Genomic DNA, 25,501 nt, shown 5'->3' on the forward strand with positions numbered 1-25,501 from the left:
ATCAGACGGTCACACAGGCCGCCTGACCAGCCCCTAGAAATCTGTCAACCAAACTGGGGGCAGTCCCGTCGGCTTGTGGTCATAGGTGTGGTTGGCGATCTCGAAACCCTGCGCCTGCTTGACGGTGGCCGGGATGTTCGTCGACAGGTGAGGTCAGTCCAGGTGCGGCTCGACCCAGCGCCGCAGGGCCCCCAACGACATGGCACCGGCCTGTCGGGCCACCACCTGGCCATCCCGCAGCAGTACCAGCGTCGGGATCGACTGGACGCCGAAGGAGGCCTGCGTGGCCGGCGACTCGTCGACGTTGACCTTCACCAGCTTGAGACGGCCGGCGTACTGCGCGGCGAGCCTCTCCAGCACCGGCGAGTACTGCTTGCACGGGCCGCACCACGGCGCCCACAGGTCCACCAGGACCGGCAGCTTCGACGAGTCGCTGACAGCGGCGAAGTCAGCGTCGTGGGCGTCGGCGATCCAGGGCAATGGCGCGTGGCAGGTAGCGCACTGCGGCACCCCAGCAGCCACCGCGGGGACCCGGTTGCGGGTGTTGCAGGCAGGACAGGTGGTGATGTGGGCGTCCATGGTTCCTCCACAGGTCAGGGGTTCATCGCTTCTCCAGGGGCGGCCACACCCGTGGCAAGGCCGACACGTCCAGCGTGCCCCCGCACGGGTGGTTGGTGCAGCATTGGAGCTGGTGGATGGGCGGGCGTCCACGCCGAGATGGGGGCCAGACCCCACACCGCCGGCCATCCGACGCGCCGCGGTTCAGGCCGCCGCAGGGCTCGACTGGTGCGGGGTCAAGTCCCATGGGGTGCTTCCCTCAGGCTTCGGGGCGGAGGCGGATCAGGGCTTGCGCTGCTGCGAGCCAGTCCTGAGATGGTGTCGGTTCCTGCAGCCTCCGCAGGGCTTGCTGAGATTCGTGGCGCTCATTGTCGCCAGCCGGGTCGAAGACCTGGTACCGCTCCAGGAGCCAGCGGCACTGGGCCTGCTGGCCCATGATCTCGTCGACCCGCTCGCCGCAACCGCGGATGCACCGCGCGTCTTCCAACATGCGCCACGTCTGCAGGAGCTGCTTCGTGCGTTGGCGCAAACGCACGTGGACGTGCCCGGAGCCGTCGTGTCCGGTGGGGGTGTTCACCGAGCAGGACACCGGTATCGCCAAACCGCGGGCGATGCTGACCACCCGGGCCTGCCGCTGGGCGACCGAACAGCTCCGACGCGAGCACGGCAGCATCACCGGACTGGCCCGGCAGTTGGCCACCACGTGGCGGACCGTGTGGACCAGCATCGAGCCGATCCTCGCCCGCGCCGCCCGACGAGTCCGGCTTCACCGGGGTCACCACCCTCGGGGTGGATGAGCACCTGTGGCATCACGTCAGCCCCCGCAAGCGCGGCCCCAAGGAACTCACCGGGATGGTCGACGTGACTCGTGACCAGGACGGACGCGTCCACGCCCGGCTCGTGGATCTGGTCCCTGGACGTTCGGGGACCGTGTACAAGACGTGGCTCGACCAACGCGGCAAGACGTTCAAGGCTCGGGTCGAGGTCGCCACGTTGGATCCGTTGCGTGGCTACAAGAACGCGATCGATGACAAGCTCGCCGACGCCACCGCCGTCCTTGACGCGTTTCATGTGGTCGCCCTGGCCGGCCGGGCGGTCGACGAGGTCCGTCGCCGGGTGCAGCAGGAGATCCACGGCCACCGCGGCCGAGCCGGCGACCGCTTGTACGGGATCCGGAGCATCCTGCGCTGCGCGGCCGAGCGGCTCACCGACAAACAACACGCCCGCCTCGCGGCGGCGATCGCCGCCGATGAACTCCACGACGCCGTCCACATCGCCTGGCAGTGCGCCCAGAAGGTGCGAGCCGCCTACGCCCACCCCGACCCAGCTCGAGGCCGCCAACTCGCCGAGCAGATCGTCGCCATCTTCCCCACATGCCCGATCCCCGAGATCGCCCGCCTCGGTCGCACCTTCAAACAGTGGAAGGACGCCTTCCTGGCCTACTTCGACACCGGCCGCGCCAGCAACGGCGGGACCGAGGCCGTGAACGGGCTCATCGAGCTCCACCGCCGCATCGCCAGAGGCTTCCGCAACCGAGAGGGCGGCGCTGGCCGACCGGCTCACCTTCCTCGAGGCGGGGCGCGTCGTCCACTCCGTGGCGCGCAGCCACGAGTCCCACCAGGACCTGGAGCAGCTCTATGTCGCGCTGATGCGCAAGGAAGAGCGATGATGCGCCTGGTACACATCGAGTGGCGCAAGCTGCGTAGGGAGCGGGGACTGTGGTTCGCGCTCGCCCTGCACCTGGCCTCGTGGGCGATGGTGGCCGTGGCGGCCCTGATGGGGGTCGGCTCCGGCGGGGCGTCGCGCTACTTCATCCTGCACAACCAGTCGATGCTGGTCACCGGTCTGGTGGCCTGCGTGGTCACCAGCATCGCCTTCCCCGTCGAGCTCACCAACCGCACCTGGTTCGACTGGCTCACCCAGCCCCAGTCGGCGATGCGGCTGGTGGGGGCCAAGCTGGCCGTCGTCGCCGCGATCCTGGCGGCCTTCCTGCTGCTGTCGGCGGCGTTGATGGTGGGCCTGATGCTGCTCAGCGGAGCCCGCTCCGAGCTGTGGCGGATGGTCGCGGCCTACCTGGCCCTGCCCGGTGGAGCAGCTGGGCACCTCGTGTGCACCGGCCTCGCGCTGCTGGTCACCGTCGGCTGCGCCCGGCTGCCCAGGGTGATCAACGCGCCGATGCGGTGAGCGCTCACTGCCCGCGCAGCGTGATCCCGTGACGGGTCGCCAGCTCCTCCACCAGGGAGTCGGCGGCCCGTTCACCGTCCGCCTCCAGTCCTGCCAGCTCCATGCCGGTGCGACGCAGCGCCGCGAGGGCCTCGTCGTCGCGACGCGCCAACGCCTCGCGCTGCAGCTGGTGCAGCCGGGCCCGGACGTCGAGGTGGCGCTGGGTCCAGTCGGGCAGCGTGATCCGGTAGCGCACCACGCCCTGCTCGTGGCCCTCGACCAGGTCGCTGTGGGGCCACGGTTCGCTGCCCTCCAACCGCATCCCGAGCCGCTCCATCACCCGTCGTGACCCGGTGTTCACCGTCATGGTGAGGGCCTGCACCGAGCTGACGCCCAGCTCGGGGAAGGCATGGTCCAGCAGGGCCCGGGAGCCCTCGGTGGCCAGCCCCTGGCCCCAGCTCTCCGGCAGCAGCCGGTAGCCCAGCTCGGGGTTGAAGATGTCGGCGCCGCCATCATCGGCGAGTCCTGGCTTCAGGTGGAACCAGCCCACGAAGGCCTCGTCGGCGAAGGCACTGAAGAAGCCGTAGTCGTGGTGCAGTGCCGCGGCCGCCACCATCCGGCGCAGGCTCGCCGCCGTCTCCTGCCGGCTCGGCGCCCTGCTGGCCAGGTGGCGCATCACGCCGGGGGCGTGGTTCAGCCGGTCCCAGTGGTCCACGTCGTCGAGGACGGCGGGGCGCAGCAGGAGCCGAGGGGTGCGCAGGATCACCAACCCATCATGGCAGGCTGTCCGGGTGAGGATCCTGGCCGACGTGGACACCGGCATCGACGATGCCTGCGCCCTGCTCTACCTGTGCGGACGTCCCGAGGTGGAGCTGGTGGGCGTCACCACCTCGGCGGGCAACACCAGCGCCCGGCAGGCGGCGCTCAACACCCTTGCCGTGCTGGAGGTCGCCGAACGCGGCGAGGTGGAGGTGGCGGTGGGGGAGGCGGTGCCCCTGGTGCGCCCCCTGGTCACCACCCCGGAGACCCATGGCCCCGACGGGCTGGGGTACACCGAGCTGCCCGACCTCACGGCCCGGCTGTCCGAGCGGCCGTGGCTGGAGCTGTGGCGCAAGGCGCTCAGCCGCCACCCCGGGGAGGTGACGCTCCTGGTCACCGGCCCGTTGACCAACCTGGCCGTGGCCCTGCGTGAGATCCCCGAGCTGCCGCAGCTGGTGAACCGGATCGTGGTGATGGGCGGCTGCTTCTGGCATCTGGGCAACACCACGCCCACCGCGGAGTGGAACACCTGGGTGGATCCGGACGCGGCCCGCGAGGTCTACGCCGCCTTCGAGGGCCTGCCGACCGACCGACTGCCCATCGTCTGCGCCACCCAGGTCACCGAGACCATCGAGTACACCCCGCCGGCGCTCGACGCCCTGCTGCAGCGCGCCGGGCTGCCGCCGGTGGGCCTGTCGGCAGACCTGCCCCGCAGCGCGGGCCCCCGCGCCAGCACCGGCAGCGCCGTGCACGACCTGCTGGTGGATGCCCTGCGCTTCTACTTCGAATTCCACCAGGACCACGACCAGGGCTATGTGGCCCATCTGCACGACCTGTTCGCCGCCCAGGTGGCCGCCGGGCGTGCCCTCAGCCCCACCAGGGCCACCGTCGTCGACGTGGAGGCCGCCTCCGACCTGCTGCGTGGCACCACGGTCTGCGACGACCGCGGCATCTGGGGGCGCCAACCGAATGCGCGTCTGGTGGTGGACTCCCGGCCCGAGGAGGTCTTCGCCGACTTCGCGGACTCGCTGGCCCGGCTCGCGGGCCGCGGCACCCTGGAGCAGGACGGCCCGGCCGAGGACGTCGGCTCTGTCACGGTGCGGCGAGCAGGTCTGGCCGACATCCCGCAGATCCGCACCGTGCTCGCCCACGGCCTGGCCGAGGACCCGATGATGCTCTGGCTCTTCGGCGAGGAGGAGGATCCGCGACGACGGCTGAGCCGGATCGCCGCCTACTTCTCCGTGCAGGTGGAGCGACGAGTGACCGCCGGCCTGGTTGACGTGGCCACCGTGGATGACGAGGTGGTGGGCGCAGCGTTGTGGGGCGAGCGCCGGCTGGAGCCCTCGGATCTGCTGCCCCGTCCGGGATCTCTCGCGCTGATGCTGCTCGGTGAGGACTGGGGCGCCGCCACCAGCGAGGCGATGACCGCCGCACGCGACGCCGCCCCCGCGCCATCGGGGCCCTACCTGGCGGTCCTGGCCGTGCTGCCGCAGCTGCAGGGCCACCGGATCGGGCAGCGCCTGGTGGAGGCGAGCCACCGTCGTTTCGGGGAGTCCACCTGGCTGGAGTCCACCAACCCGCGCAACCACGGCTTCTACCAGCGACTCGGCTACCGCCGGGTGCACCAGGTGCAGGTGGCGCTGGATGGCCCGCTGCTGACTTGCTTCGTCAGATCCGGCCAGGCCGGTAGCCCGGCTCCACACGCTTGAGGTGGCGGATCACCAGCAGGGTGACGGGCACCACGCAGATCTCCACCAGGCACTTGTAGAGGTAACCGGTGACCGTGTAGTTGGTCAGTTCCGCCAGGCTGATGGTGCCGGCGAAGGCGATGGTGCAGAAGAGCAGGGTGTCCACCAGCTCGCCCACCAGCGTCGAGGTGACCAGGCGCATCGCCACGCCCTGCTCCGGCACGCCGCGCGCCGCCATCCGGCGCTTGATCCGCACCAGCACCAGCGAGTTCAGCATCTGGCCCGCCAGGAAGCCCACCAGCCCAGCGATCGTGATCCGCCCCACCGGGGCCAGCACCTGGTCCCAGGTCTCGAAGCCCTCCACCGGGGTGGTGAGCGAGACGACGAAGTAGGTCAGGGCGGCCAGGAAGGTCATGCCGAAGCCGGTCCAGATGGCCCGTCGAGCACGCTGCCAGCCGTAGACCTCGGTCATGATGTCGCCCACCACATAGCTGAGCGGGAAGAGGAAGGCGCCGCCGTCGAAGATCAGCGGCCCGCCGCCGTAGAAGACCCGGCTGAACCAGGGCACCACCGGCCCCTCGAAGAGCTTGGTGGCCGTGACACCGGAGATCAGCAACAGGCCCACGAAGACGGCCATCACGACGTCGTACCAGCCGCGGGGGGCGTCCTGCTCGGGTGGTTGGCTCACGACCGACAATGAAAGCACGAATCACCCGGGCCGATGCCCACGACCGCGCCGATGGCGACAGTCTAACCCGCCTGGCAAGACTGTGGGCAAGCTCACGAAAGTGGCTCCAACTAGGGGTTTGAAGTGCTGGAAAGGCGTCGCGAAGGGTGCCAGAATCCAGTCATGGACGAGACAGTGGAACTCCCCGACGAGTCGGAGCAGCTGGACCAGCTGCAGAGTGGCGACACCCTGGTGGACCGCGGTGTCGACGATGTCCTCGACGAGGGCTACACGGCCCCGGAGAACTGGTCCCCGGCCCAGGGCTTCGGCAACACGGCCGCCGAGATGACGCAGGGCGAGACCCTGGAGCAGCGCATGAGCCAGGAGCAGCCCGAGCCGGATCCCGCCCAGCCGGTGGAGAAGTGGAATCCCACCAAGGAGCCCCGTGAGGTGGGCTCGCGGCGAGCCGGCCGGCTGGTGGACGTCACCCATGGCGGCGTCTACGGCGACCACGAGGGCGAGGCCGTGGCCGAGGAGGTCGGCATCGACGGAGCCGCCGCGTGTGCGGAGGAGGCCGCGGTGCACGTGATCGACCCCTCCGAGGACATCGACGAGGACGACGAGTGAGCCAGTCCACCGACGGCCAGGTCTTCCGCAAGAGCACCGACGTGGTCGACGGCGCCGCCATCACGCCCCGCCGCACCCTCTACCCGCCGGTGGAGCCCTACCGCAGCTTCATGCTCGACGTGGGCGAGGGCAACCGGCTCCACGTCGAGGAGTGCGGCAACCCGCAGGGCAAGCCCGCCGTCTTCCTGCACGGCGGACCCGGCGGGGGAGGCGGGATCGACCGGCGTCGCTTCTTCGACCCCGAGCGCTACCGAATCATCGTCTTCGACCAGCGCAACTGCGGCGCGTCCACGCCCAGTGCTGCCGACGGGGCGGACCTGTCCGCCAACACCACCTGGCACCTGGTGGACGACATCGAGCGGCTGCGCGAGCACCTGGGGATCGAGCGCTGGCTGGTCTTCGGCGGCTCCTGGGGCAGCACGCTGGCGCTGGCCTATGCCGAGAGCCACCCCGGGCGGGTCACCGAACTGGTGCTGCGCGGCATCTTCACGCTGCGCCGCAGTGAGCTGGACTGGTACTACAACGAGGGGGCCAGCCACATCGCGCCGCAGTGGTGGGAGAGCTACCTGGAGCCCTTGCGGGAGGCGGGTGTCGACCCGTCGGCCGACAAGATCGCCGCCTACCACGACCTGCTCTTCGGCGACGACCCGGAGCTGGCGCAACGCGCGGGCAATGCCTGGACCCACTGGGAGGCCGCCACCAGCAACCTGCTCTTCGACGAGCCCGCGCTGCACGACACCCCCGAGCACGCCCTCACCTTCGCCAGGATCGAGAACCACTACTTCGTGAACGCCGGCTTCCTGCGTGAGGGCCAGCTGATCGACGAGGTGGACCGGGTCCGCCACATCCCCTGCGTCATGGTCCAGGGCCGCTACGACCTGCCCTGCCCGGCGCGCACCGCGTGGGACCTCTCCCAGGCCTGGCCGGAGGCCGAGCTGCGGGTGGTGCTGGCGGGCCATTCCGCCTTCGAGCCCAACATCACCGCCGAACTGGTGGAGGCCACCGACCGCTTCGCGCGGGACTGGCAGCCCAACGCCTGAGGTGGTTCAGCGAGGGCGGCCGTCGAGCACGTCCTCGCTGTACTGCAGCGCCGCGGCGACCAGCCGGGCCAGGGCCTCGTCGGGCTGCGAGTAGAGGCTGGAGGCGCCGCGACGTCGCACCTGTACCAGCCCGGCCGTCCGCAGCCGAGCCAGGTGCTGCGAGACAGCCGGCACCGGGCGGTCCAGTCGCCGGGCCAGCTCGCCGACGCCCAGCTCCTGGTCCTGCAGCAGCACCAGCAGGGCGAGCCGGGTGGGCTCACCCAGCAGGTGGAGCAGCTGCGCGGCATGGTCCAGCTCCGGTCCGGTGGTGCCCATCCCTCTCCTCCCGAGCGTGCGTCCGGGCACGGTAGGTGCCCGGAAGATGAAGACCTCCTCATCCTCGCCTCATCGCGGGGTCATCGGGGCTGCCTAGCGTCGGTGACGTCCACGACAAGCAGCACGATCCGAGGAGCCCACCCCATGACCGCAGCACTCGTCCAGACCGGACTGCAGTCCACCACCGTCACCCAGGTCCTGCCCCCGGCGGCGCCCCTGGCCGGCATGCCGTCCGAGGCGATGAGCCAGGAGAGCATCCCGCTGGCCCGCCAGCGCCTGGCCAGGGCCAAGATGGCCTACACCACCCGCTTCTTCGCCGACCAGGTCCGTCTCGAGGCCGACGGGCACGACCTGCTCCGCGGCCCTGCCATGCGCCCCCGCGCCGGCGACCTGGTGCTGGCCCGGGTGGTGGCGATCGGCAAGCACACCCGCCTGGAGAGCCCCTGGTCGCGTCGCCAGATGCTCTTCGTGGGCGACGAGGTGGTGGTGGCCTACGGCGACCGTTACGCCCCCGACCAGTTCGAGGCCGAGGTGCCCGACAGCCTGGAGGTCACCAACCTGGTGGCCGCCGGTGGTGTCGCCGGTCGCGTGACCGCGCAGCACGCCAGCATCGACGACGCCACCGTGATCGAGCCGCTGGGTCTGGTGGGACGGGGCGGCGTGCCGCTCAACCTGCACGACGTGGCGCCGCACCGGGCCCGCCGGGAGCACGCCCGACGCCCGGGAGAGCGTCCCCGTCTGGTCACCGTGCTGGGCACCTCGATGAACTCGGGCAAGTCCACCACCCTGGCCAGCCTGATCAACGGTCTCACCGCCGCCGGGCTGGACGTGGCAGCGGGCAAGGCCACCGGGACCGGCGCGGGCGGCGACCCGCGGATGTTCGCCGACGCCGGCGCCCGGACCGTGCTGGACTTCACCGACTTCGGCTACCCCTCCACCTACCGGGTGGGCTACGAGGAGCTCAAGACCCTGGTGCTCTCGGTCATCTCCGCCCTGGCCAGCGCCGACACCGACGTGGTGGTGCTCGAGATCGCCGACGGCATCTACCAGGGTGAGACGGCACGGCTGATCGCCGACCCGGAGGTGCAGGGCTGGATCGACACCCTGCTCTTCGCCGCCGGGGACGCGCTGGGCGCCACCAAGGGCGTCGACCTGCTGGCCGACCTGGGCCTGCAGGTGGCCGCCGTCAGCGGTGTGCTGACCGCCTCGCCGCTGGCCACCCGCGAGGCCGACGCCGTGCTGCCCGTCGAGCTGGTCCCCACCTTCGAGCTGACCAACCCTGAGGTCGCCCGCCAGGTGATGGCCCGCGACGCCCACGCCTCGTGAACACCGCGGTGACCCCCCGGCTGCCCGCCCTGTGGCGGGGACGGCGTCGGGCGCTGCTGGTGGGACTGGGCGCCACCGGCCTGGGGCAGGCCCTCGCGGCCGCCGTCGTTGCCGTGGCCACGCCCCGGCTGTTGGGGGTGGCCACGCAGCGCCAGCAGCTGCTGCTGGCCGGCTGCCTGCTGGGCTGCGCGCTCGGCACCGGTGGCCTGCGGGCGCTGGAGCGGGTGCTGGGGGAGCGACTGGGGCAGGACTACGTGCACGAGGTCCGGATGCACCTGGTCCGTGCCGCCCTGGCGGGCCACGGCCCCTCGGTCGGGGTCACCGTCGCGCGCACCACCAATGACCTCACCAGCGTGCGCAACTGGCTGGTGATGGGCCTGGTGCCGCTGCTGGTGGGCATCCCCACCATCCTGGGGGCCCTGGTCGCCCTGGCGGTGCTCTCCTGGCCGTTGGCCCTGGCCGTCGGCCTTCCGGTGGCGGTGCTGGGCCTGGCCCTGGTGCTCCTGGCGCCCGAGGTGCAGCAGCGGGCCGCCGCCCTGCGGCGCCGTCGGGGCCGGTTGGCGGGGGCCATCTCCGACGCGGTGCACGCCGGCGAGGCGATCCAGGTGGCCGGCGGGGTGGAGCGTGAGGTACGCCGGCTGGGGGAGCAGAGCCGGGAGGTGGGGCGCCGCGCCGTCCACCGCGCCGTCACCACGGGGTTGATGCGGGGCGCCGCCGCGAGCGTCGCCACCATCGCCATGGTTGCCGTGGCGGCCGTCGGGGCGCTCGGCCAGACCCCCGCGGCCACGATCGCCACCGCCTTCCTGGTGGTGGGCATGGTCGCCACCCCCGTCACCGACCTGGGGCGGGTGAGCGAGTACCGCCAGTCCTACCGGGTGGCCGAGCGGATCCTCGCCCCGCAGGTGCAGCTCTCGCGCGGCCATCGCCGCCAGGAGAAGGTCCTGCAGCGCCGCGCCCGGCTGCGTCCGGTGACCGGCGACGGCCGTGGCACGGTGCACCTGGCGCAGTTGCAGGTGGCCGGCCGGGACATCCCGGAGCTGGTGGCCAGGCCGGGTGAGGTGGTGGTGCCCCGCAGCGAGGACCCCGAGCTGGTGCGCGCCGTCGTGCAGGCCGTGGTGCACCCCGGAGCCGGCCGCGGCGCCTGGCTCCAGGTGGCCGGACAGGACCTGGCCGACCTGCCCGCCGCCACCCGGCGGGGCCTGGTGGGCCACGCTGCGGCCGGGCTGGTGCTGGAGCGCGGCACCATCGCCCGGGCGGTGCGCTACCGCTGCCCCGAGTCCACCGAGGAGGTGGGCCCGGTGCTGGAGGCCGTCGGGCTGGCCGAGACCGTCGCCCGCCTGCAGAAGGGTGAGCGCACCATGCTGCGCCACGGCGGTGAGCCGCTGGACGGCGAGCAGCGCGCCCAGCTGCTGCTGGCTCGCGCCTGGTACGCGGACCCGGCCCTCGTCGTGCTCGACGGCATCGACACCGCCCTCGGCTCCCGGGCGCGCCGCCGGATGGCCGAAGGCCTCACCGAATACCCGGGCGTCACCCTGCTGGTCAGTGAGCGCGCGGACCAGATCGCCCCCGGCCACCGCGTCTGGGACCTCGACGCCGATCCCGCCCGGGCGCAACTGCCCGGGCCCGACCACCTCCGAAAGGTGCTGACATGAACCGGACCCTGCTGCGCACCCTGCTGGTCGCGCTGGCACTGGCCACCGGGCTGGTGCTGGTGGGACAGGCGCTGGTGCAACGCCCCGGCAGGCCGACGATCGAGCAGGAGCTGGTGCAGCTGCCGCAGGGCACGCCGGTGCCCTCGACCCCAACGCCCTCGTCCCCGGCATCTTCGACCCCCGCACCCTCCACCCCGGCGCCGCGCCCCTCGGCCTCCGGAGCCGACGGTTCCGTCCCGCCCGCGGCCGCGGCCACCCGCCGGGCGACCGGCTCCACCAGGGCCAGCACGGCCACCACCCGGCCCACCGCCCGGGCCACGAAGCGAGCCCCCGCCGCGACGCGCCCCAGCCGCACCGTGGTCAAGCCCCCGGCGCCGGTGAAGACGCGATCACAGGCGCCGGCGCCCACGGTGTGGCAGGGTGATGGCGACGACGACGATGATGACGACGACACCGAGGACGACGATGACGACGACGGCCCCGATGACGACGACTGAGCGCGCGGATGGTTCGGGCCGTTGGCGCATCGTCGGCTGGATGCTCGCCACCCTGGCCCTCACCCTCGGGATCGTGGTCGTCGTGGTGCGCAGCATGCTCATCGCCCAGGTGGGGGAGCAGGCCAACCGGGACGTCACCCAGGAGCTGCAGGAGTTCACCAGCTTCGCCGAGGTGGGGGTGGACCCCCGCACCGGCGAGCGCTTCACCAGCTCCGAGCGCCTCTTCCAGACCTACCTGAGCCGGCAGCAGGCCGGTGGGCACGAGTTGATCCTGGGCTGGGTGGCTTCCGACGACCGTGCCTACGAGCTGCGCGGCCCCGCCACGCCGTCGCTCGAGCAGTACGACCCGGCGCACGACCGCGAGCTGCTGGACCAGATGGAGCGCACCAGTTCCGGCGTCCGCCAGACCCCGGTGGGCGAGTTCCGCTGGGGCCGGGTGGTGCTGGCCGGCTCCGGGGACCCGTCCGACGCCCTCCTGGTGGGTGTCTTCACCGAGCAGGCCGAACGGCAGGCCCGCGAGACGATTCGTGACCTGGCCCTGGTCTCGCTGTGCTCCCTGGCCCTGGCCGGCCTGGTGAGCTGGCTGGTGGCCGGTCGCATCCTGCGTCCCGTGCGGCTGGTGCGCGAGACCGCCGCCGAGATCACCGAGCGCGACCTGACCCGCCGCATCCCCGTGGACGGCAGCGACGAGATCTCGGGCATGGCCGCCACCTTCAACGCCATGCTGGACCGTCTGGAGGAGGCCTTCGCGGCCCAGCAGCGCTTCGTCGACGACGCCGGCCACGAGCTGCGCACCCCGATCACGGTGGTGCGGGGCCACCTGGAGCTGATGGGCGACGACCCCGCCGAGCGGGAGCAGACCGTCGCCCTGGTCACCCAGGAGCTGGACCGGATGGCCCGGATCGTCACCGACCTGCTCGCCCTCGCCAAGGCCGACCGCCCCGACTTCGTCCAGCTCGACGCCCCGGTGGACCTGACCCAGCTGACCCTGGACCTCGACGCCAAGGTGCAGCAGCTCGCCGACCGCCGCTGGCAGCTCAGCCACGTCGCCGAGGGCGAGGCGGTGGTGGACGCCCAGCGCATCACCCAGGCCGTCCTGCAGCTCGCCCACAACGCGGTGCAGCAGACCGGACCCGAGGATGCCATCACCCTGACGAGCCGTTTCGTGGACCAGCCCGGCCAGGGACGGGTGCTGCAGATCGGGATCACCGACACCGGTCCGGGGGTGGCCCCGGAGGACCGGGAACGCATCTTCGAGCGGTTCGCCCACGGCACCCCCGCCGACGGCAGCCGCCACACCGGCGCCGGACTGGGGCTGCCGATCGTCAAGGCCATCGCCGAGGCGCACGGCGGCCGGGTGCAGGTGGACAGCCCGCCCGGCCAGGGCGCCACCTTCACCCTCGTCATCCCCGCACCCGAACCGCCCGAGGAGACCGCGTGAGCACCATCCTGATCGCCGAGGACACCGCCTCGATCGCCTCCTTCGTGGAGAAGGGGCTGCGGGCCGCGGGCTACCAGACGGCCACCACCACCGACGGCCAGACCGCCCTGCTGCTGGCCGCCAGCGGCGGCTTCGACCTGATGATCCTGGACATCGGCCTGCCGGTGATGGACGGCTTCGAGGTGCTGCAGGAGCTGCGGCGGCGCGGGAGCACCATGCCGGTGGTCATCCTGTCGGCGCGCGACTCGGTGACCGACACGGTGCACGGGCTGGAGGGGGGCGCCAACGACTACGTCACCAAGCCCTTCCAGTTCGCCGAGCTGCTGGCGCGCGTCAGGCTCCGATTGGCCGAGCCCGCCGGACGGCCGGTGGCCTCGCCCGACCTGGTGGCGGCGGGCCTGCGCCTCGACGTGCTGGCCCGACGCGTGGAGGTGGACGGGGCCGAACCTCTGGACCTCACCGCCCGCGAGTTCCGGCTGCTGGAGGTCTTCATGACCCACCCCGGCCAGGTGCTCAGCCGCGAGCAGCTGCTGGGCATGGTCTGGGAGATGGACTTCGACCCCTCGTCCAATGTGGTGGATGTCTTCGTGCGCTCGCTGCGGGGCAAGATCGGCAGCCAGCGGATCGAGACGGTGCGGGGGATGGGCTACCGGCTGCGCGAGGCCTGACCCGGCGCCGATCGCTCGGCGCCGGGCCCTGCGCTCAGCGCGGGGAGGGCGGCATGTGGCCGAAGCGGTGCAGCGTCTGGCTGATCGCCTGCTCGCGCAGGAAGCCCAGCAGCTCCCGGCGGCCGGTGGCCAGCACCGGGCCGGTCACCAGGGCCACCGATGGGTTCGCCACCACCAGACCGGCCGGGTCGCCCACCACGCGCACCCGCACGTCACGGTCGGAGGCCAGCCGGCGGCTGAACTGCTCGTCGCTCTCGTGACTGACGCTGGTCCCGGCCACGAAGGCCGGCAGCGCCACCGACGGATCGGCCGAGACCTGCACCGCGCAGCCGGCGAGCTGCGCGGCGGCCAGCAGCCGCACCAGGTCGGCCGGGCGGGCGCCGGCCTGCATCCGCACCCAGGCCCGAGGGAAGGGTCGGTAACGGAACTCGTTGCGCTCCACCTGAAGGCCGCTGGCGTCGTGCCCGGTGGCGAATTCGGCGCCCCAGACGGCGGCATCGCTGCCGAGTGCCACCTCCACCCAGGCGCGGTCGTCGGCCGACAGGCCGCCCAGCTCCTGGGCGGCACGGGCCACCAGCCGCTGCTGGGCAGGCGTGGGTGCGGTGCGGAACTGCGGCAGCCCGTCCTCGCGCCAGGTGCCCAGCTGGGCGACGTAGTTGGGGCCGCCCGCCTTGGCGCCCGGACCGACGCTGGAGCCCTTCCAGCCGCCGAAGCTCTGGCGCTGCACGATGGCACCGGTGATGTGGCGATTGACATAGGCATTGCCCACCTCGACCGCCTCCAGCCACTGCTCGATCTCACGCTCGTCGAGCGAGTGCAGGCCACCGGTGAGGCCGAATCCGGTGGCGTTCTGCCAGTCGACCGCCTGCTCCAGGTTCTTGGCGTGCATCAGGCCCAGCACCGGCCCGAAGACCTCGGTGGTGTGGAACCAGCTGCCGGGGCGCACCCCGGTCTTGACGCCGGGGGACCACAGGCGGCCCGAGTCGTCGAGGCGACGAGGCTCCACCAGCCAGCTCTCGCCGGGCTCCAGGGTGGTCAGCGCCCGCTCCAACTTCTCCGAGGGCGGCTCGATCAGCGGGCCCATGCCGGTGGACAGGTCGGTGGGCCAGCCCACCCGCAGCGAGCGCACCGAGTCGACGAGCTGGTTGCGGAAGCGGTCGGACTCGGCCACCGAGCCCACCAGGATGCCCAGGGAGGCCGCCGAACACTTCTGCCCGGCATGACCGAAGGCGGAGCGCACCAGGTCCGCCACGGCCAGGTCGTAGTCGGCCGAGGGGGTGATGACCAGGGCATTCTTGCCCGAGGTCTCGCCGTACACCCGCGCCCCACGCGGCCGTTCGGAGCGCCAGGACTGGAAGAGTTCGGCGGTGGCGGTGGCGCCGGTGAGCACCACCGTCTCGACGGCCGGGTGGCTGACCAGGGCCTGGCCCACCTCGTTCTCCTCGGTGCGCACCACCTGGAAGAGGTCGGTGGGGATGCCGGCGGCCCACAGCGCCTCGGCCGCGACCTCCAGGCAGGCGGGGGTCTGCGGGGCCGGCTTGATCACCACGGCGCTGCCGGCGGCCAGCGCGGCCAGCACGCCACCGATCGGGATGGCCACCGGGAAGTTCCACGGCGGGGTGACCAGCACCAGCCGGTCAGGGGTGAAGCTGGCGCCGTCGGCCATCAGGCCGCGGGTGAGCTGCTCGGCGCTGTCGGCGTAGTAGCGGGCGAAGTCGATCGCCTCGCTGATCTCCGGGTCCGCCTCGCCGACGGTCTTGCCGGCCTCGTGGCACATCACGCCCAGCAGTTCCAGGCGTCGAGCCTGCAGCTGGCGTGCGGCCTCCCGCAGCAGGTCGGCACGCTCCGCCACCGGGCGCGCCAGCCAGGCCGGCTGGGCGGACAGCGCGGTGGCCACGACGGCCTCCACCTCGTTCACGCTGCCCAGCACCCGGCTGCGGGGCTCGCGAGGCCCGGCGGCCAGCGCCTCGGTGACCGCTGTGCGGTTCTCGTGCAGGGCGGGGTCGGTGTCGGGGGTGTTGCTGAAGCGGTCGCCGATCCAGGCCGGCTCGGGACTGCGGCGCCGGCCGCGGAAGGTGCTCTCGATGGCCTGCACCGAGGCCCGGAAGCGCTGCTCCTGGTCGGGCATGGCTTCAGGATTGTCGGCGAAGAAGGCGTGCAGGAAGTTCTCCGGCTGGGCGTTCTCCTCGAGCCGGCGCACCAGGTAGCTCACCGCCACGTCGAAGTCCTTCGGCGCGACGATCGGGGTGTAGAGGATGACCGTGCCCACGGTGTCTCGCACGGCGCGGGCCTGCGAGGGACTCATGCCCTGCAGCATCTCCACGTCCATCCGCTCGGTGGCACCGCGACGGGTGGCCAGCAGGTGTGCGAAGGCCAGGTCGTAGAGGTTGTGGCTGGCCACGCCCACGCGCAGCGCACCGGCCGCCTCGTCCGAGAGGGCGCGGTCCACCAGGTGCAGGTAGTTGGCGTCCACCTCGGGCTTGCTGCCGTAGGGGGCCACCGCCCAGCCGTGCAGCTCTGCGTCGACGGCCTCCATGGCCAGGTTGGCACCCTTCACCAGGCGTACCTTCACCGGGGCGCCGCCGCCCGCGACGCGTTCCCGCGCGAAGTCCAGGATCCGGGTGAAGGCGGCATCGGTGTCGGGCAGGTAGGCCTGCAGCACGATGCCGGCCTCCAGATCGGTGAACTCCGGCTCGGACAGGATGGTGCGGAAGACCTCGATGGTGAGGTCCAGGTCCCGGTACTCCTCCATGTCCAGGTTCACGAAGGCGTGCGGGCTCTTCGCCTTCGCCGCCCGGTAGAGCGGACGGAGCCGCTCGACGCAGCGCTCGACGGTGCCGGGGGTGTCCCAGGTGGAGATCTGGCTGACCAGCGAGCTCACCTTGATCGAGACGTAGTCGACGTCGGAACGCTCCAGCAGCGCCAGGGTGCGGTCCGCGCGGGACTCCGCCTCGGCCTCGCCCAGCACCGCCTCGCCCAGCAGGTTGATGTTGAGCCGGAAGCCGTCGGCCTGCGAGGCGGCCAGGTGCTTGCCCAGCGCCGGGTCCTGGGCGTCCACCACCAGGTGGCCGACCAGCTGGCGCAGCCGTTTGCGCGCCACCGGGACCACCACCTGCGGGGAGACCCGCGCGGCCACGGCGCCGGCGCCCAGCAGGCCACGGTCCACCTTGCCCAGGAAGCCGGAGGCGTCGGCCGCGGAGATCCGGCTCAGCTCACGGGCGGCCACCTTCACGTCCTCGGGGCGGGCCACCCGGTCGACGAAGCGGACCGCCAGGTCCAGGCCGGCCGCATCGCCCAGCAGGGCGGCCAGCTGGCCGGTGGTGGCCTGCTCGGCCGGGGTCGCGCCCTGCTGCGTCGCCGTGGCCCACTGCTCGGCCAGCTCGACGGCAGGGTCCACCAGGTCCATCAGATCGTCGTTGGTCATGGCCCCAAGATAGCCACGTCCGCCGACAGTTCTGCAGCCCGGGGTGCGCCGCGCGCGAAACTTCGTCTCCCGGCGGGAAAAGGGCTGGGGAAGTGTCGGTGGCGCCACCTACACTGGTCGACGTCCACGGACCCGCCGGGTCCCGTCCCTCGGAGGAATCCTGACCAGTCCCGAAGCAGAGCGCCGCGAGGTGCCCCAGCCCAGCGCCACCCGCCGCCTCACCGTGCCGGCCTCCATCCCGATGGTGAACGTGGTCGGTCCCCGTGACGACTTCCTCACCGTCCTGGAGAAGGAGCTCGACGCCGACATCCTGGTGCGGGGCAACGAGATCACGCTGACCGGCGGCGCCGCCGACATCGCCCTGGCGGCCGACGTCTTCACCGAGATGATCACCGTCCTGCGCACCGGCCAGGGCCTGACCCGCGAGACGGTGGAGCGGATCGTCGGGATGACGGCCGAGGAGGTCAGCCCCGCCGAGGTGCTGACCCACAACATCCTCAGCACCCGCGGCAAGTCGATCCGCGCCAAGACGCTGAACCAGAAGCGCTACGTGGACGCCATCGATGCCAACACCATCACCTTCGGCATCGGCCCGGCCGGCACCGGCAAGACCTACCTCGCCGTGGCGAAGGCGGTCCAGGCGCTGCAGCGCAAGGAGGTCACCCGGATCATCCTGACCCGCCCCGCCATCGAGGCGGGGGAGCGGCTGGGCTTCCTGCCCGGCACGCTGAACGACAAGATCGATCCCTACCTGCGTCCGCTCTACGACGCCCTGCACGACATGATGGACCCCGAGGCGGTGCCGAAGCTGCTCACCGCCGGGACCATCGAGGTGGCGCCGCTGGCCTACATGCGCGGCCGCACCCTGAACGACGCCTTCATCATCCTGGACGAGGCCCAGAACACCTCGATGGAGCAGATGAAGATGTTCCTGACCCGGTTGGGTTTCAACTCCAAGATCGTGGTCACCGGCGACATCACCCAGGTGGACCTGCCCAACGGGCAGCCCTCCGGTCTGCGCGGCGTGCAGCAGATCCTCGACGGGGTGGCCGACATCGCCTTCTGCAACCTCACCAACCGCGACGTGGTGCGCCACCGCCTGGTGGGCCGCATCGTGGCCGCCTACGACCAGTACGAGAGCACCGATGCGGTGGTGCAGCAGGCCTTCGACCGGCAGAACCGCGCCACCCGTCGCTCTGTCGAGTTCCGCGGGGAGAAGCGATGATCGACCTGAACAACGAGTCCGGCATGGAGGCCGACGAGCAGGGCCTGATCCGGCTGGCCGGCTTCGCGCTGGAGCAGCTGCGGATCCATCCGCAGAGCGATCTGTCGATCCTGCTGGTGGACGAGCCCACCATGGAGAACTACCACGTGCGCTTCATGGACCTGCCCGGCCCCACCGACGTGATGAGCTTCCCGATGGACGAGCTGCGCGCCCCCGAGGACGACGAGGAGGCGCCCCAGGGGCTGCTGGGAGACATCGTGCTCTGCCCGGCCGTCACCGAGCGACAGGCCGCCGAGAACGGTCGGCGTCCCGAGGAGGAGGCCGAGTACCTGCTGATCCACGGCCTGCTGCACCTGCTCGGGCACGACCACGCCGAGCCCGAGGAGAAGGCGGTCATGTTCGGTCTGAACGACCAGATCATCGCCGCCTGGCAGGCTCGCCAGCAGGCGTGATGCCGTCCCCTGGCGCCCCCGCCCGTAGGATGGTGCGGTGGGCGCCGTCGTGTCCCGCCTCCCGAGACCGGAAAGAGTGATCTGCGCACGTGACCGAGCGCCACTGGATCGAAATCGCCGTCGCCCTGGTCTGTGCCGTGCTGGGCTTCCTGCTGGCCGCCGCCGAGACCGCCCTGACCCACACCGGCAAGGCCCGCGCCGACAAGCTCGTCGAGGACGAGCAGGGCGGCGCCAAGCGGCTGCGCACCATCACCGAGGACCCCGCGCCCTATGTGAACACCACCATGCTGGTGCGCACGGTCTTCGAGATCACCGCCATCGTGCTGGTCTGCCACGTGGTCTTCGCCCACTTCCAGGTCTTCTGGCAGCGCATCGCGCTGGCCGCCGCCGTCATGGTGCTGGTCAGCTTCATCCTGTGGGGCGTGGCGCCGATCACCATCGGACGCCAGCGCTCCGACCGGGTGGCGCTGCGCGCGGCCGGCCCGGTCTCGGTGCTCACCAGCCTGTTCGGGCCGCTGCCGCAGCTGATGATCCTGATCGGCAATGCGCTGACCCCGGGGCGCGGTTTCGCGGACGGACCGTTCAGCTCGGAGGCCGAGCTGCGTGACCTGGTGGACCAGGCCGAGGCCAGCGACGTGATCGACTCCGGCGAGAGCCGCATGATCCACTCCGTCTTCGAGCTGGGCGACACCATCGTGCGCGCCGTGATGGTGCCGCGACCCGACGTGGTCTTCATCCAGCAGGACAAGACCCTGCGCCAGGGCCTCTCGCTGGCCCTGCGCTCGGGCTTCAGCCGGATCCCCGTCGTCGGCGAGGGCCTGGACGACGTGGTGGGCATGGTCTACCTCAAGGACATGGTCAAGCGCTCCTACGACAACCCGGAGGCGGAGCGCCACGAGACCATCGCCAGCCTGATGCGCCCGGCGCACTTCTGCCCGGACTCCAAGCCCGCCAACGAGCTGCTCCACGAGATGCAGCGCGACCGCAACCACGTCGTGATCGTGGTCGACGAGTTCGGCGGCACCGCCGGCCTGGCCTCCATCGAGGACATCCTGGAGGAGATCGTGGGCGAGATCGTCGACGAGTACGACGCCGAACCCACCCTCACCGAACAGCTGGAGCCCGGTGTCTACCGGATCAGCGCCCGGCTGCCGATCGACGAGCTCGGCGACCTGTTCGGCCTGGAGCTGGCCGACGAGGACGTCGACACCGTGGGCGGCATGATGGCCAAGCAGCTGAACATGGTGCCCATCCCGGGCAGTGTCGTGGACTGGGAGGGTGTGCGGGTGGAGGCCGAGAAGGCCTCGGGACGCCGCCACCAGATCGACACCTGCCTGGCCCGGCTCACGCCGGGCGAGGACGCCATCGAGGAGCAGCGCGACGTCGATCGCGTCGAGGAGGAGCAGCATGGCTGACAAGTACGCGGACCAGAAGCCGACGCCGGAGCGGATGCCGACGCTCGCCGAGCTGATGGGCGACGACTTCGACCCGGAGACCGACATCGACTGGACCGGTGACAAGAGCTTCCGCTCCGGCTTCGCCTGCTTCGTGGGACGCCCCAATGCCGGCAAGTCCACCCTGACCAATGCCCTGGTGGGCGCGAAGATCGCGATCACCAGTTCCAAGCCGCAGACCACCCGTCACTCGATCCGCGGCATCGTGAACCGCGAGGACTCGCAGCTGGTGCTGATCGACACCCCCGGCCTGCACAAGCCCCGCACCCTGCTGGGCCAGCGGCTCAACGACCTGGTGCGCGAGACCTGGACTGAGGTGGACGTGATCGGTGTCTGCCTGCCCTCCAACCAGCCGATCGGGCCCGGCGACACCTTCCTGGTGGGCGAGATCGCCAAGCTGCCCAAGAAGCCCAAGCTGGTGGCGCTGGCCACCAAGACCGACCTGGTCAGCGGTGACACGCTGCGCAAGCACCTGGTGGAGATCCAGCAGCTGGAGGAGAAGCTCGGCATCAGTTGGGAGACCATCATCCCGTGCTCGGCGGTGGCCGGGGAGCAGGTGGACGTAGTGGCCGACGAGCTGGTCAAGCTGCTGCCCTACGGCCCCGCCTTCTACCCCGACGGCGAGCTGACCGACGAGCCCGACGAGACCTTGGTCAAGGAGCTGATCCGCGAGGCCGCCCTGGAGGGCGTGCGTGACGAGCTGCCGCACTCCATCACCGTCGAGATCGACGAGATGGGCCTGCGCGAGGGGCGCCCGGAGGACAAGCCCTTGCTGGATGTCTTCGCCTCGATGATCGTGGAGCGCGACTCCCAGAAGGGCATCATGATCGGCCACAAGGGCGAGCACCTGCGCGAGGTGGGCACCCGGGCCAGGCACCAGATCAGCGCCCTGCTCGGCACCCCGGTGCACCTCGATCTCAAGGTCAAGGTGCTCAAGGACTGGCAGCGCGACCCCAAGTACCTGAACCGGCTGGGTTTCTGAGGCCTGACCGCAGGGCGGCACGGGCTTCCGGGGCGCGGGCCGGATCTGGAAGGATCGGCCCATGAGCGACCTGGTCCTGGAATCCGTCCACCCTTCCGGAGGCATCAAGAACGGCGCGCTGGTGCGGCGGGTGCATCCCACCTCGCTGAGCACGCTGATCTGCTTCACCACGCCGCACGGGCTCTACCACGTGCACAACCGGATCGAGTTCGACGACGCCGACCCGCGCCACTGGACCCACTACCTGCACCACGACCGGGACCGGTTCGTGGAGCGTGAGCACGAGGCCTCCGACCCCGGCGACGTCGTCCCCAGCTTCGCCGAGTACCTGCTGGTGGGCGAGCTGCTCGACTCCGGTGAGCAGGAGCTGGCCTTCACCATGCTCATCGAGTCCGGCGGCTCGCTGAGGCCCGCCGTGCTGCGCCACGAGGGCGACGAGGTGGGCCTCTACCTGGACGGCGAGCTGGTCAACCGCCACCGCGTCGTGGGCGAGGACATCATCGCCTCCGACTGGGGTGGGCTGGGATCGCGCCGGGTGGATGACGTCGGCGAGCTGATGGAGGGCCTGGACGAGCAGGTGGCCATCCGGGTCAGGATGTTCCTCGACGAGTGAGCCGGCGTCCCACGTCGTGGGAAGCAATCCCGCAGCCGCGCAGCCGATGTGGCTAGAGTGTCCGCCATGGCCAGGACGAGGCATCCCCGGTACGCACCGGGTCGACTGCTCCTTGTGTGCCGTAGCGAGGCCTGATCCCACGGCCGGCATCCTCGCTGCGGAGCCCTGTCACGCCATCGCGTGCACGTCGGCGGAAGACACCCCCTAGAACCGCAGCAAGGAAGCAGAGATGACCACCAACACCTTCGGCACCCGTCCCCAGTCCGGACGCCCCGTGCAGCAGCCCAGCCCGATGCCCTTCGGCCGCTACACCGCCTTCGAGCCGGTCACCGTGCCGGACCGCACCTGGCCCGACGCCAAGATCACCCGCGCCCCGCGCTGGCTGTCCACCGACCTGCGCGACGGCAACCAGGCCCTGATCGACCCGATGACCCCGGCGCGCAAGCGCAAGATGTTCGACCTGCTGGTCCGGATGGGCTACAAGGAGATCGAGATCGGCTTCCCCTCGGCCTCCCAGACCGACTTCGACTTCGTGCGCGGCCTGATCGAGGACGACGCCATCCCCGAGGACGTGCAGATCTCGGTGCTGACCCAGGCCCGCGAAGACCTGATCGAGCGCACCGCGCAGTCGCTGGTGGGTGCGAAGCGGGCCAACATCCACATGTACAACGCCACCGCGGAGCTCTTCCGTCGCGTGGTCTTCAAGGTCAGCGAGGCGGAGTGCATCGCCATGGCCACCCGCGGCACCGAGATGGTGCTGAAGCACGCGGAGGCCAACCTGGGCGACGTGGAGTTCGGCTTCCAGTACAGCCCGGAGATCTTCACCCAGACCCCCACCGACTTCGCCATCGAGGTCTGCAATGCCGTGATGGACGTCTGGCAGCCCAGCGAGGGCCGCGAGATCATCCTGAACCTGCCCGCCACGGTGGAGATGAGCACCCCGAACACCTATGCCGACCAGATCGAGTACTTCGGCCGCCATGTGCGCAACCGCGACCACGTCGCCATCTCGCTGCACCCGCACAACGACCGCGGCACGGCCGTGGCCGCCACCGAGCTGGGCGTGATGGCCGGCGCCGACCGCGTCGAGGGCTGCCTGTTCGGCCACGGCGAGCGCACCGGCAACGTGGACCTGGTCACCCTGGGCATGAACCTGTTCAGCCAGGGCATCGACCCGCAGATCGACTTCAGCAACATCGACGAGATCCGGCGCACCGTGGAGTACTGCACCGGCCTGCCGGTGCACCCGCGCCACCCCTACGCCGGCGACCTGGTCTACACCGCCTTCTCCGGCTCCCACCAGGACGCCATCAAGAAGGGCCTGGAGGCGCTGGAGAAGACCGCTGGCGAGCAGGGCAAGAGCATGCACGAGGTGGCCTGGGAGGCGCCCTACCTGCCCATCGACCCCTTCGACGTGGGCCGCACCTACGAGGCCGTGATCCGCGTGAACAGCCAGTCCGGCAAGGGCGGCATGGCCTACATCATGAAGACCGACCACAAGCTGGACCTGCCGCGCCGGCTGCAGATGGAGTTCAGCCGGGTGGTGCAGGCGCACACCGACAGCGAGGGTGGCGAGGTGAACTCGCAGCAGATGTGGGAGATCTTCTCCGACGAGTACCTGCTGCGCAACGAGCCGCTGCAGGTGGTGAGCACCTCCACCGCCAGCCAGGGCGGCGCGCACACCATCACCGCCAACATCGTCTGGCAGGGCGCCGAGCGCACCATCACCGGTGAGGGCAATGGTCCGGTCTCGGCCTTCGTCGACGCGCTGGGCCAGCTGGGCATCCAGATCCGCGTCCTGGACTACACCGAGCACGCGCTCACCGCGGGCGGCGACGCCCAGGCCGCGGCCTACGTGGAGTGCGAGGTGGGCAGCGACGAGGACGCCCGCGTGCTCTGGGGCGTCGGCATCGACCCCGACATCATGACCGCCTCGCTGAAGGGCGTCGTGAGCGTGGTCAACCGAATGTGATCGGCTTCCCGGCCGAGGCCGGGACCCGACGACGAGGGGCCCGCACCACCTGGTGCGGGCCTCTTGCTCGTCCCGGGGCCGCAGCTGTGACTGTGCAGATGGTCGGAAACTCTGGCGGGACGTCACCATGACCGCGATGGTGGGCGTCTACCGTCCCGATGTCGCCAACGACTCCGGCGACCTGCTCTACCCGGTGGGGCACCGCGGCGTGATCTGACCGGATGGATGGAACTGCGGCGGGGGCACGGGAAATTTCCCGTGCCCCTGTCGCAACCGGCCGCGGATGCCTAGCGTGAAGCCATGGACGCACCGCAGCGAGCAGACCTGACCACCGGCCCCTTCTTCCTGGGCATCGACTTCGGCACCGGCGGCTGCCGGTGCGGGATCTTCGACGCGGAGGGGGAGCCCGTCCACTTCCACGACTCGCCCTGGCAGACCAGCTACCCCGGCCGCGGCATGGCCGAGCAGGATCCCCGCCAGTGGTGGGAGAGCCTGGTGCGGGCCACCCGGATGGTGGTGGAGGAGAGCGGGGTGGCGCCGCAGGCCATCAAGGGCATCGGTTTCGGGGCCACCTCGGCCACCCTGGTCAGCATCGACGCGTCGGGCCAGGCACTGCGTCCGGCGATGATGTGGATGGACGTGCGCGCCACCGAGCAGGCCGCCCGCGCCGACCAGCTGGACCATCCGGTGCGTCGCTACAACGGTGGCGGGCAGACCCCGGCCACCGCCGAGTGGTATCCCTTCAAGGCCGCCTGGCTTCGCGAGAACGACCGCGAGGTCTACGACCGCACCCGTTGGCTGCTGGACTGCCCGGACTGGCTGGGTCACAAGCTCACCGGCGAGCTGCGGGTGAACCTGTGCAGCGCCTCGCTGAAGATGTACCACGACAACTCGCTGGGCGGCTGGCCCACCGACTTCTACGAGGCGGTCGGCGCCGGCGACGCCTTCGGCAAGCTGCCCGAGCAGATGGGCGTCCCCGGCACGCAGCTGGGAGGGCTCCTGCCGGAGGTGGCCGAGGAGCTGGGCCTGGTGGCCGGCACCCCGGTGGGTGTGGGCATCGTCGACGCCGAGTGCGGCATGCTCGGTCTCAACGTGCTGGAGCCCGGCCGGATGGCGCTGATCACCGGCTCCTCCGACGTGCTGCTGGGTCAGGCCGACGCGCCGATCTCCGGCCCCGGCTTCTTCGGCGGCTACACCGATGCGCTGGTGCAGGGGCTCTACATCGTCGAGGGGGCGCAGGCCTCCACCGGCTCGGCGCTGCGCTGGTTCCGCGACAACTTCGCCGGGGAGGTCAAGCCTGCCGCCGACGCCCTGGGCATCAGCGCCTTCGACCTGCTGAACCGGATTGCCAAGGACATCCCGATCGGCTCCGACGGCGTGGTGATCAACGAGTACTTCCAGGGCAACCGCACCCCCTACACCGACTCGCGGGCCCGGGCCACCATCACCGGGCTGGGCCTGCACCACACCAGCGCCCACGTCTACCACGCCCTGCAGGAGGCCGCCTGCTACGGCCTGGAGCACAACCTGCGCGCCATGCGGCAGGCCGGCTTCTCCGCCGACCAGCTGGTGGCCTGCGGCGGCTCGCTGAAGAGCCGCGACTGGATGCAGATGCACGCCGACGTGACCGGGGTGCCGATCACCACCACCAAGGTGCAGGACGCCTCCTGCCTGGGTGCCGCCATCCTGGGCGCCGCTGCCTCCGGCCTGGTGGGCGACATGAAGCAGGCCGCCTCCGCGATGGTGCACGAGGTGGACGTGATCGAGCCGGACCGGGCGGCGCACGAGGAGTACACGTTCTGGACCGATGCCTACATCGACCTCTACCCGGGGGTGCGCGGGGTGCAGCACCGGATCGCCGAGCACCTCTCCCGCAAGCCGGGGGCGGGTGAGCAGGGCGATCCCGGCGCGCAGCCCGAGCAGCCCCAGGGCTGACAGGGATGGCGAGGGGGCCCGGTGCAGTGCACCGGGCCCCCTC

General features: G+C 71.2%; 23 protein-coding genes and 1 pseudogene. 18 read left to right on the top strand and 6 right to left on the bottom strand.

What is annotated here, in order from left to right; all coding sequences use genetic code 11:
- Positions 1 to 153 precede the first annotated feature (153 nt).
- On the bottom strand, positions 154 to 579 hold the full coding sequence (gene trxA / locus ABD073_RS08480; RefSeq protein WP_094764798.1) for a thioredoxin: 426 nt from the start codon (positions 577 to 579) through the stop codon (positions 154 to 156).
- A 238-nt stretch (positions 580 to 817) separates the two neighbouring features.
- On the bottom strand, positions 818 to 1,135 hold the full coding sequence (locus tag ABD073_RS08485; RefSeq protein ID WP_343873623.1) for a hypothetical protein: 318 nt from the start codon (positions 1,133 to 1,135) through the stop codon (positions 818 to 820).
- A 34-nt stretch (positions 1,136 to 1,169) separates the two neighbouring features.
- Between ABD073_RS08485 and ABD073_RS08490 the strand changes: the two genes are divergently transcribed.
- The 3 genes and pseudogenes from ABD073_RS08490 to ABD073_RS08500 all read left to right on the top strand — a co-directional run bounded on the left by ABD073_RS08490 (position 1,170) and on the right by ABD073_RS08500 (position 2,742).
- The gene (locus ABD073_RS08490; protein WP_343873718.1) at positions 1,170 to 1,355 is read left to right on the top strand and encodes a helix-turn-helix domain-containing protein; all 186 of its coding nucleotides are present in this window, start codon (positions 1,170 to 1,172) and stop codon (positions 1,353 to 1,355) included.
- A pseudogene (locus tag ABD073_RS08495) lies at positions 1,333 to 2,085 on the top strand (ISL3 family transposase); the annotation flags it as partial. The gene ABD073_RS08490 and the pseudogene ABD073_RS08495, both read left to right, overlap by 23 nt.
- 141 nt (positions 2,086 to 2,226) lie before the next feature.
- Positions 2,227 to 2,742 carry an ABC transporter permease gene (locus ABD073_RS08500; protein WP_343873721.1) on the top strand — a complete coding sequence of 172 codons (516 nt, stop codon included), beginning with the start codon at positions 2,227 to 2,229 and terminating at the stop codon, positions 2,740 to 2,742.
- Positions 2,743 to 2,746: 4 nt separating this feature from the next.
- On the opposite strand, the gene ABD073_RS08505 is transcribed toward ABD073_RS08500, so the two are convergent.
- A complete protein-coding gene (locus ABD073_RS08505; protein WP_343873624.1) occupies positions 2,747 to 3,487 on the bottom strand; it encodes a GNAT family N-acetyltransferase in 741 nt (246 codons plus the stop codon).
- A 25-nt stretch (positions 3,488 to 3,512) separates the two neighbouring features.
- On the opposite strand from ABD073_RS08505, the gene ABD073_RS08510 reads away from it, so the two are divergent.
- Positions 3,513 to 5,189, top strand: a complete 1,677-nt coding sequence (locus ABD073_RS08510) for a GNAT family N-acetyltransferase (RefSeq protein WP_343873626.1) — start codon at positions 3,513 to 3,515, stop codon at positions 5,187 to 5,189.
- Here the strand turns inward: ABD073_RS08510 and ABD073_RS08515 are convergent.
- Complete coding sequence (locus ABD073_RS08515; RefSeq protein ID WP_343873627.1) at positions 5,149 to 5,856, bottom strand: queuosine precursor transporter; 708 nt, start codon at positions 5,854 to 5,856, stop codon at positions 5,149 to 5,151. The genes ABD073_RS08510 and ABD073_RS08515 overlap by 41 nt on opposite strands.
- 162 nt (positions 5,857 to 6,018) lie before the next feature.
- On the opposite strand from ABD073_RS08515, the gene ABD073_RS08520 reads away from it, so the two are divergent.
- Together ABD073_RS08520 and pip are read left to right on the top strand one after the other, a co-directional pair.
- On the top strand, positions 6,019 to 6,462 hold the full coding sequence (locus ABD073_RS08520; RefSeq protein WP_343873628.1) for a DUF5709 domain-containing protein: 444 nt from the start codon (positions 6,019 to 6,021) through the stop codon (positions 6,460 to 6,462).
- A 41-nt stretch (positions 6,463 to 6,503) separates the two neighbouring features.
- Positions 6,504 to 7,502: a prolyl aminopeptidase gene (pip, locus tag ABD073_RS08525; RefSeq protein ID WP_343873724.1), complete on the top strand. Its 999-nt coding sequence runs from the start codon at positions 6,504 to 6,506 to the stop codon at positions 7,500 to 7,502.
- Positions 7,503 to 7,508: 6 nt separating this feature from the next.
- Here the strand turns inward: pip and ABD073_RS08530 are convergent, their stop codons facing one another.
- Positions 7,509 to 7,817 carry an ArsR/SmtB family transcription factor gene (locus ABD073_RS08530; RefSeq protein ID WP_343873630.1) on the bottom strand — a complete coding sequence of 103 codons (309 nt, stop codon included), beginning with the start codon at positions 7,815 to 7,817 and terminating at the stop codon, positions 7,509 to 7,511.
- Positions 7,818 to 7,961: 144 nt separating this feature from the next.
- Here ABD073_RS08530 and ABD073_RS08535 point away from each other — a divergent pair, with 144 nt between their 5' ends.
- From ABD073_RS08535 to ABD073_RS08555, 5 genes are read left to right on the top strand one after another with little or no spacing between them, the layout of a single operon-like run.
- The gene (locus tag ABD073_RS08535) at positions 7,962 to 9,143 is read left to right on the top strand and encodes a hypothetical protein (protein WP_343873632.1); all 1,182 of its coding nucleotides are present in this window, start codon (positions 7,962 to 7,964) and stop codon (positions 9,141 to 9,143) included.
- Complete coding sequence (locus ABD073_RS08540) at positions 9,140 to 10,795, top strand: ABC transporter transmembrane domain-containing protein (protein WP_343873634.1); 1,656 nt, start codon at positions 9,140 to 9,142, stop codon at positions 10,793 to 10,795. The genes ABD073_RS08535 and ABD073_RS08540 overlap by 4 nt, the downstream gene beginning before the upstream one ends.
- Positions 10,792 to 11,292, top strand: a complete 501-nt coding sequence (locus ABD073_RS08545; protein ID WP_343873637.1) for a hypothetical protein — start codon at positions 10,792 to 10,794, stop codon at positions 11,290 to 11,292. Before ABD073_RS08540 ends, ABD073_RS08545 begins: the two co-directional genes overlap by 4 nt.
- A complete protein-coding gene (locus ABD073_RS08550; protein ID WP_343873640.1) occupies positions 11,279 to 12,733 on the top strand; it encodes a sensor histidine kinase in 1,455 nt (484 codons plus the stop codon). The genes ABD073_RS08545 and ABD073_RS08550 overlap by 14 nt, the downstream gene beginning before the upstream one ends.
- Positions 12,730 to 13,401 (top strand): response regulator transcription factor, encoded by a 672-nt coding sequence (locus tag ABD073_RS08555; RefSeq protein ID WP_343873641.1) that lies wholly within the window; start codon positions 12,730 to 12,732, stop codon positions 13,399 to 13,401. Before ABD073_RS08550 ends, ABD073_RS08555 begins: the two co-directional genes overlap by 4 nt.
- A gap of 34 nt (positions 13,402 to 13,435) precedes the next feature.
- On the opposite strand, the gene ABD073_RS08560 is transcribed toward ABD073_RS08555, so the two are convergent.
- On the bottom strand, positions 13,436 to 16,825 hold the full coding sequence (locus ABD073_RS08560) for a bifunctional proline dehydrogenase/L-glutamate gamma-semialdehyde dehydrogenase (RefSeq protein ID WP_343873642.1): 3,390 nt from the start codon (positions 16,823 to 16,825) through the stop codon (positions 13,436 to 13,438).
- Positions 16,826 to 17,066: 241 nt separating this feature from the next.
- Here ABD073_RS08560 and ABD073_RS08565 point away from each other — a divergent pair, with 241 nt between their 5' ends.
- The 7 genes from ABD073_RS08565 to ABD073_RS08595 all read left to right on the top strand — a co-directional run bounded on the left by ABD073_RS08565 (position 17,067) and on the right by ABD073_RS08595 (position 25,458).
- Complete coding sequence (locus ABD073_RS08565) at positions 17,067 to 18,050, top strand: PhoH family protein (protein WP_343873726.1); 984 nt, start codon at positions 17,067 to 17,069, stop codon at positions 18,048 to 18,050.
- Entirely contained in the window at positions 18,047 to 18,502 is a 456-nt protein-coding gene (gene ybeY, locus ABD073_RS08570; protein WP_343873644.1) for an rRNA maturation RNase YbeY, read from the top strand. The genes ABD073_RS08565 and ybeY overlap by 4 nt, the downstream gene beginning before the upstream one ends.
- Before the next feature lie 89 nt (positions 18,503 to 18,591).
- A complete protein-coding gene (locus ABD073_RS08575; RefSeq protein WP_343873645.1) occupies positions 18,592 to 19,917 on the top strand; it encodes a hemolysin family protein in 1,326 nt (441 codons plus the stop codon).
- Positions 19,918 to 19,972: 55 nt separating this feature from the next.
- Positions 19,973 to 20,938 (top strand): GTPase Era, encoded by a 966-nt coding sequence (gene era / locus ABD073_RS08580; protein WP_386751700.1) that lies wholly within the window; start codon positions 19,973 to 19,975, stop codon positions 20,936 to 20,938.
- A 61-nt stretch (positions 20,939 to 20,999) separates the two neighbouring features.
- Positions 21,000 to 21,551: a hypothetical protein gene (locus tag ABD073_RS08585; RefSeq protein ID WP_343873647.1), complete on the top strand. Its 552-nt coding sequence runs from the start codon at positions 21,000 to 21,002 to the stop codon at positions 21,549 to 21,551.
- Between the two features lie 229 nt (positions 21,552 to 21,780).
- Positions 21,781 to 23,523 carry a 2-isopropylmalate synthase gene (gene leuA / locus ABD073_RS08590; RefSeq protein ID WP_343873648.1) on the top strand — a complete coding sequence of 581 codons (1,743 nt, stop codon included), beginning with the start codon at positions 21,781 to 21,783 and terminating at the stop codon, positions 23,521 to 23,523.
- A 300-nt stretch (positions 23,524 to 23,823) separates the two neighbouring features.
- Complete coding sequence (locus ABD073_RS08595) at positions 23,824 to 25,458, top strand: FGGY-family carbohydrate kinase (RefSeq protein ID WP_343873649.1); 1,635 nt, start codon at positions 23,824 to 23,826, stop codon at positions 25,456 to 25,458.
- Positions 25,459 to 25,501 lie beyond the last annotated feature (43 nt).

Origin of the sequence: Luteococcus peritonei, from assembly GCF_039526385.1 — a bacterium.
GTDB lineage: Bacteria > Actinomycetota > Actinomycetes > Propionibacteriales > Propionibacteriaceae > Luteococcus > Luteococcus peritonei.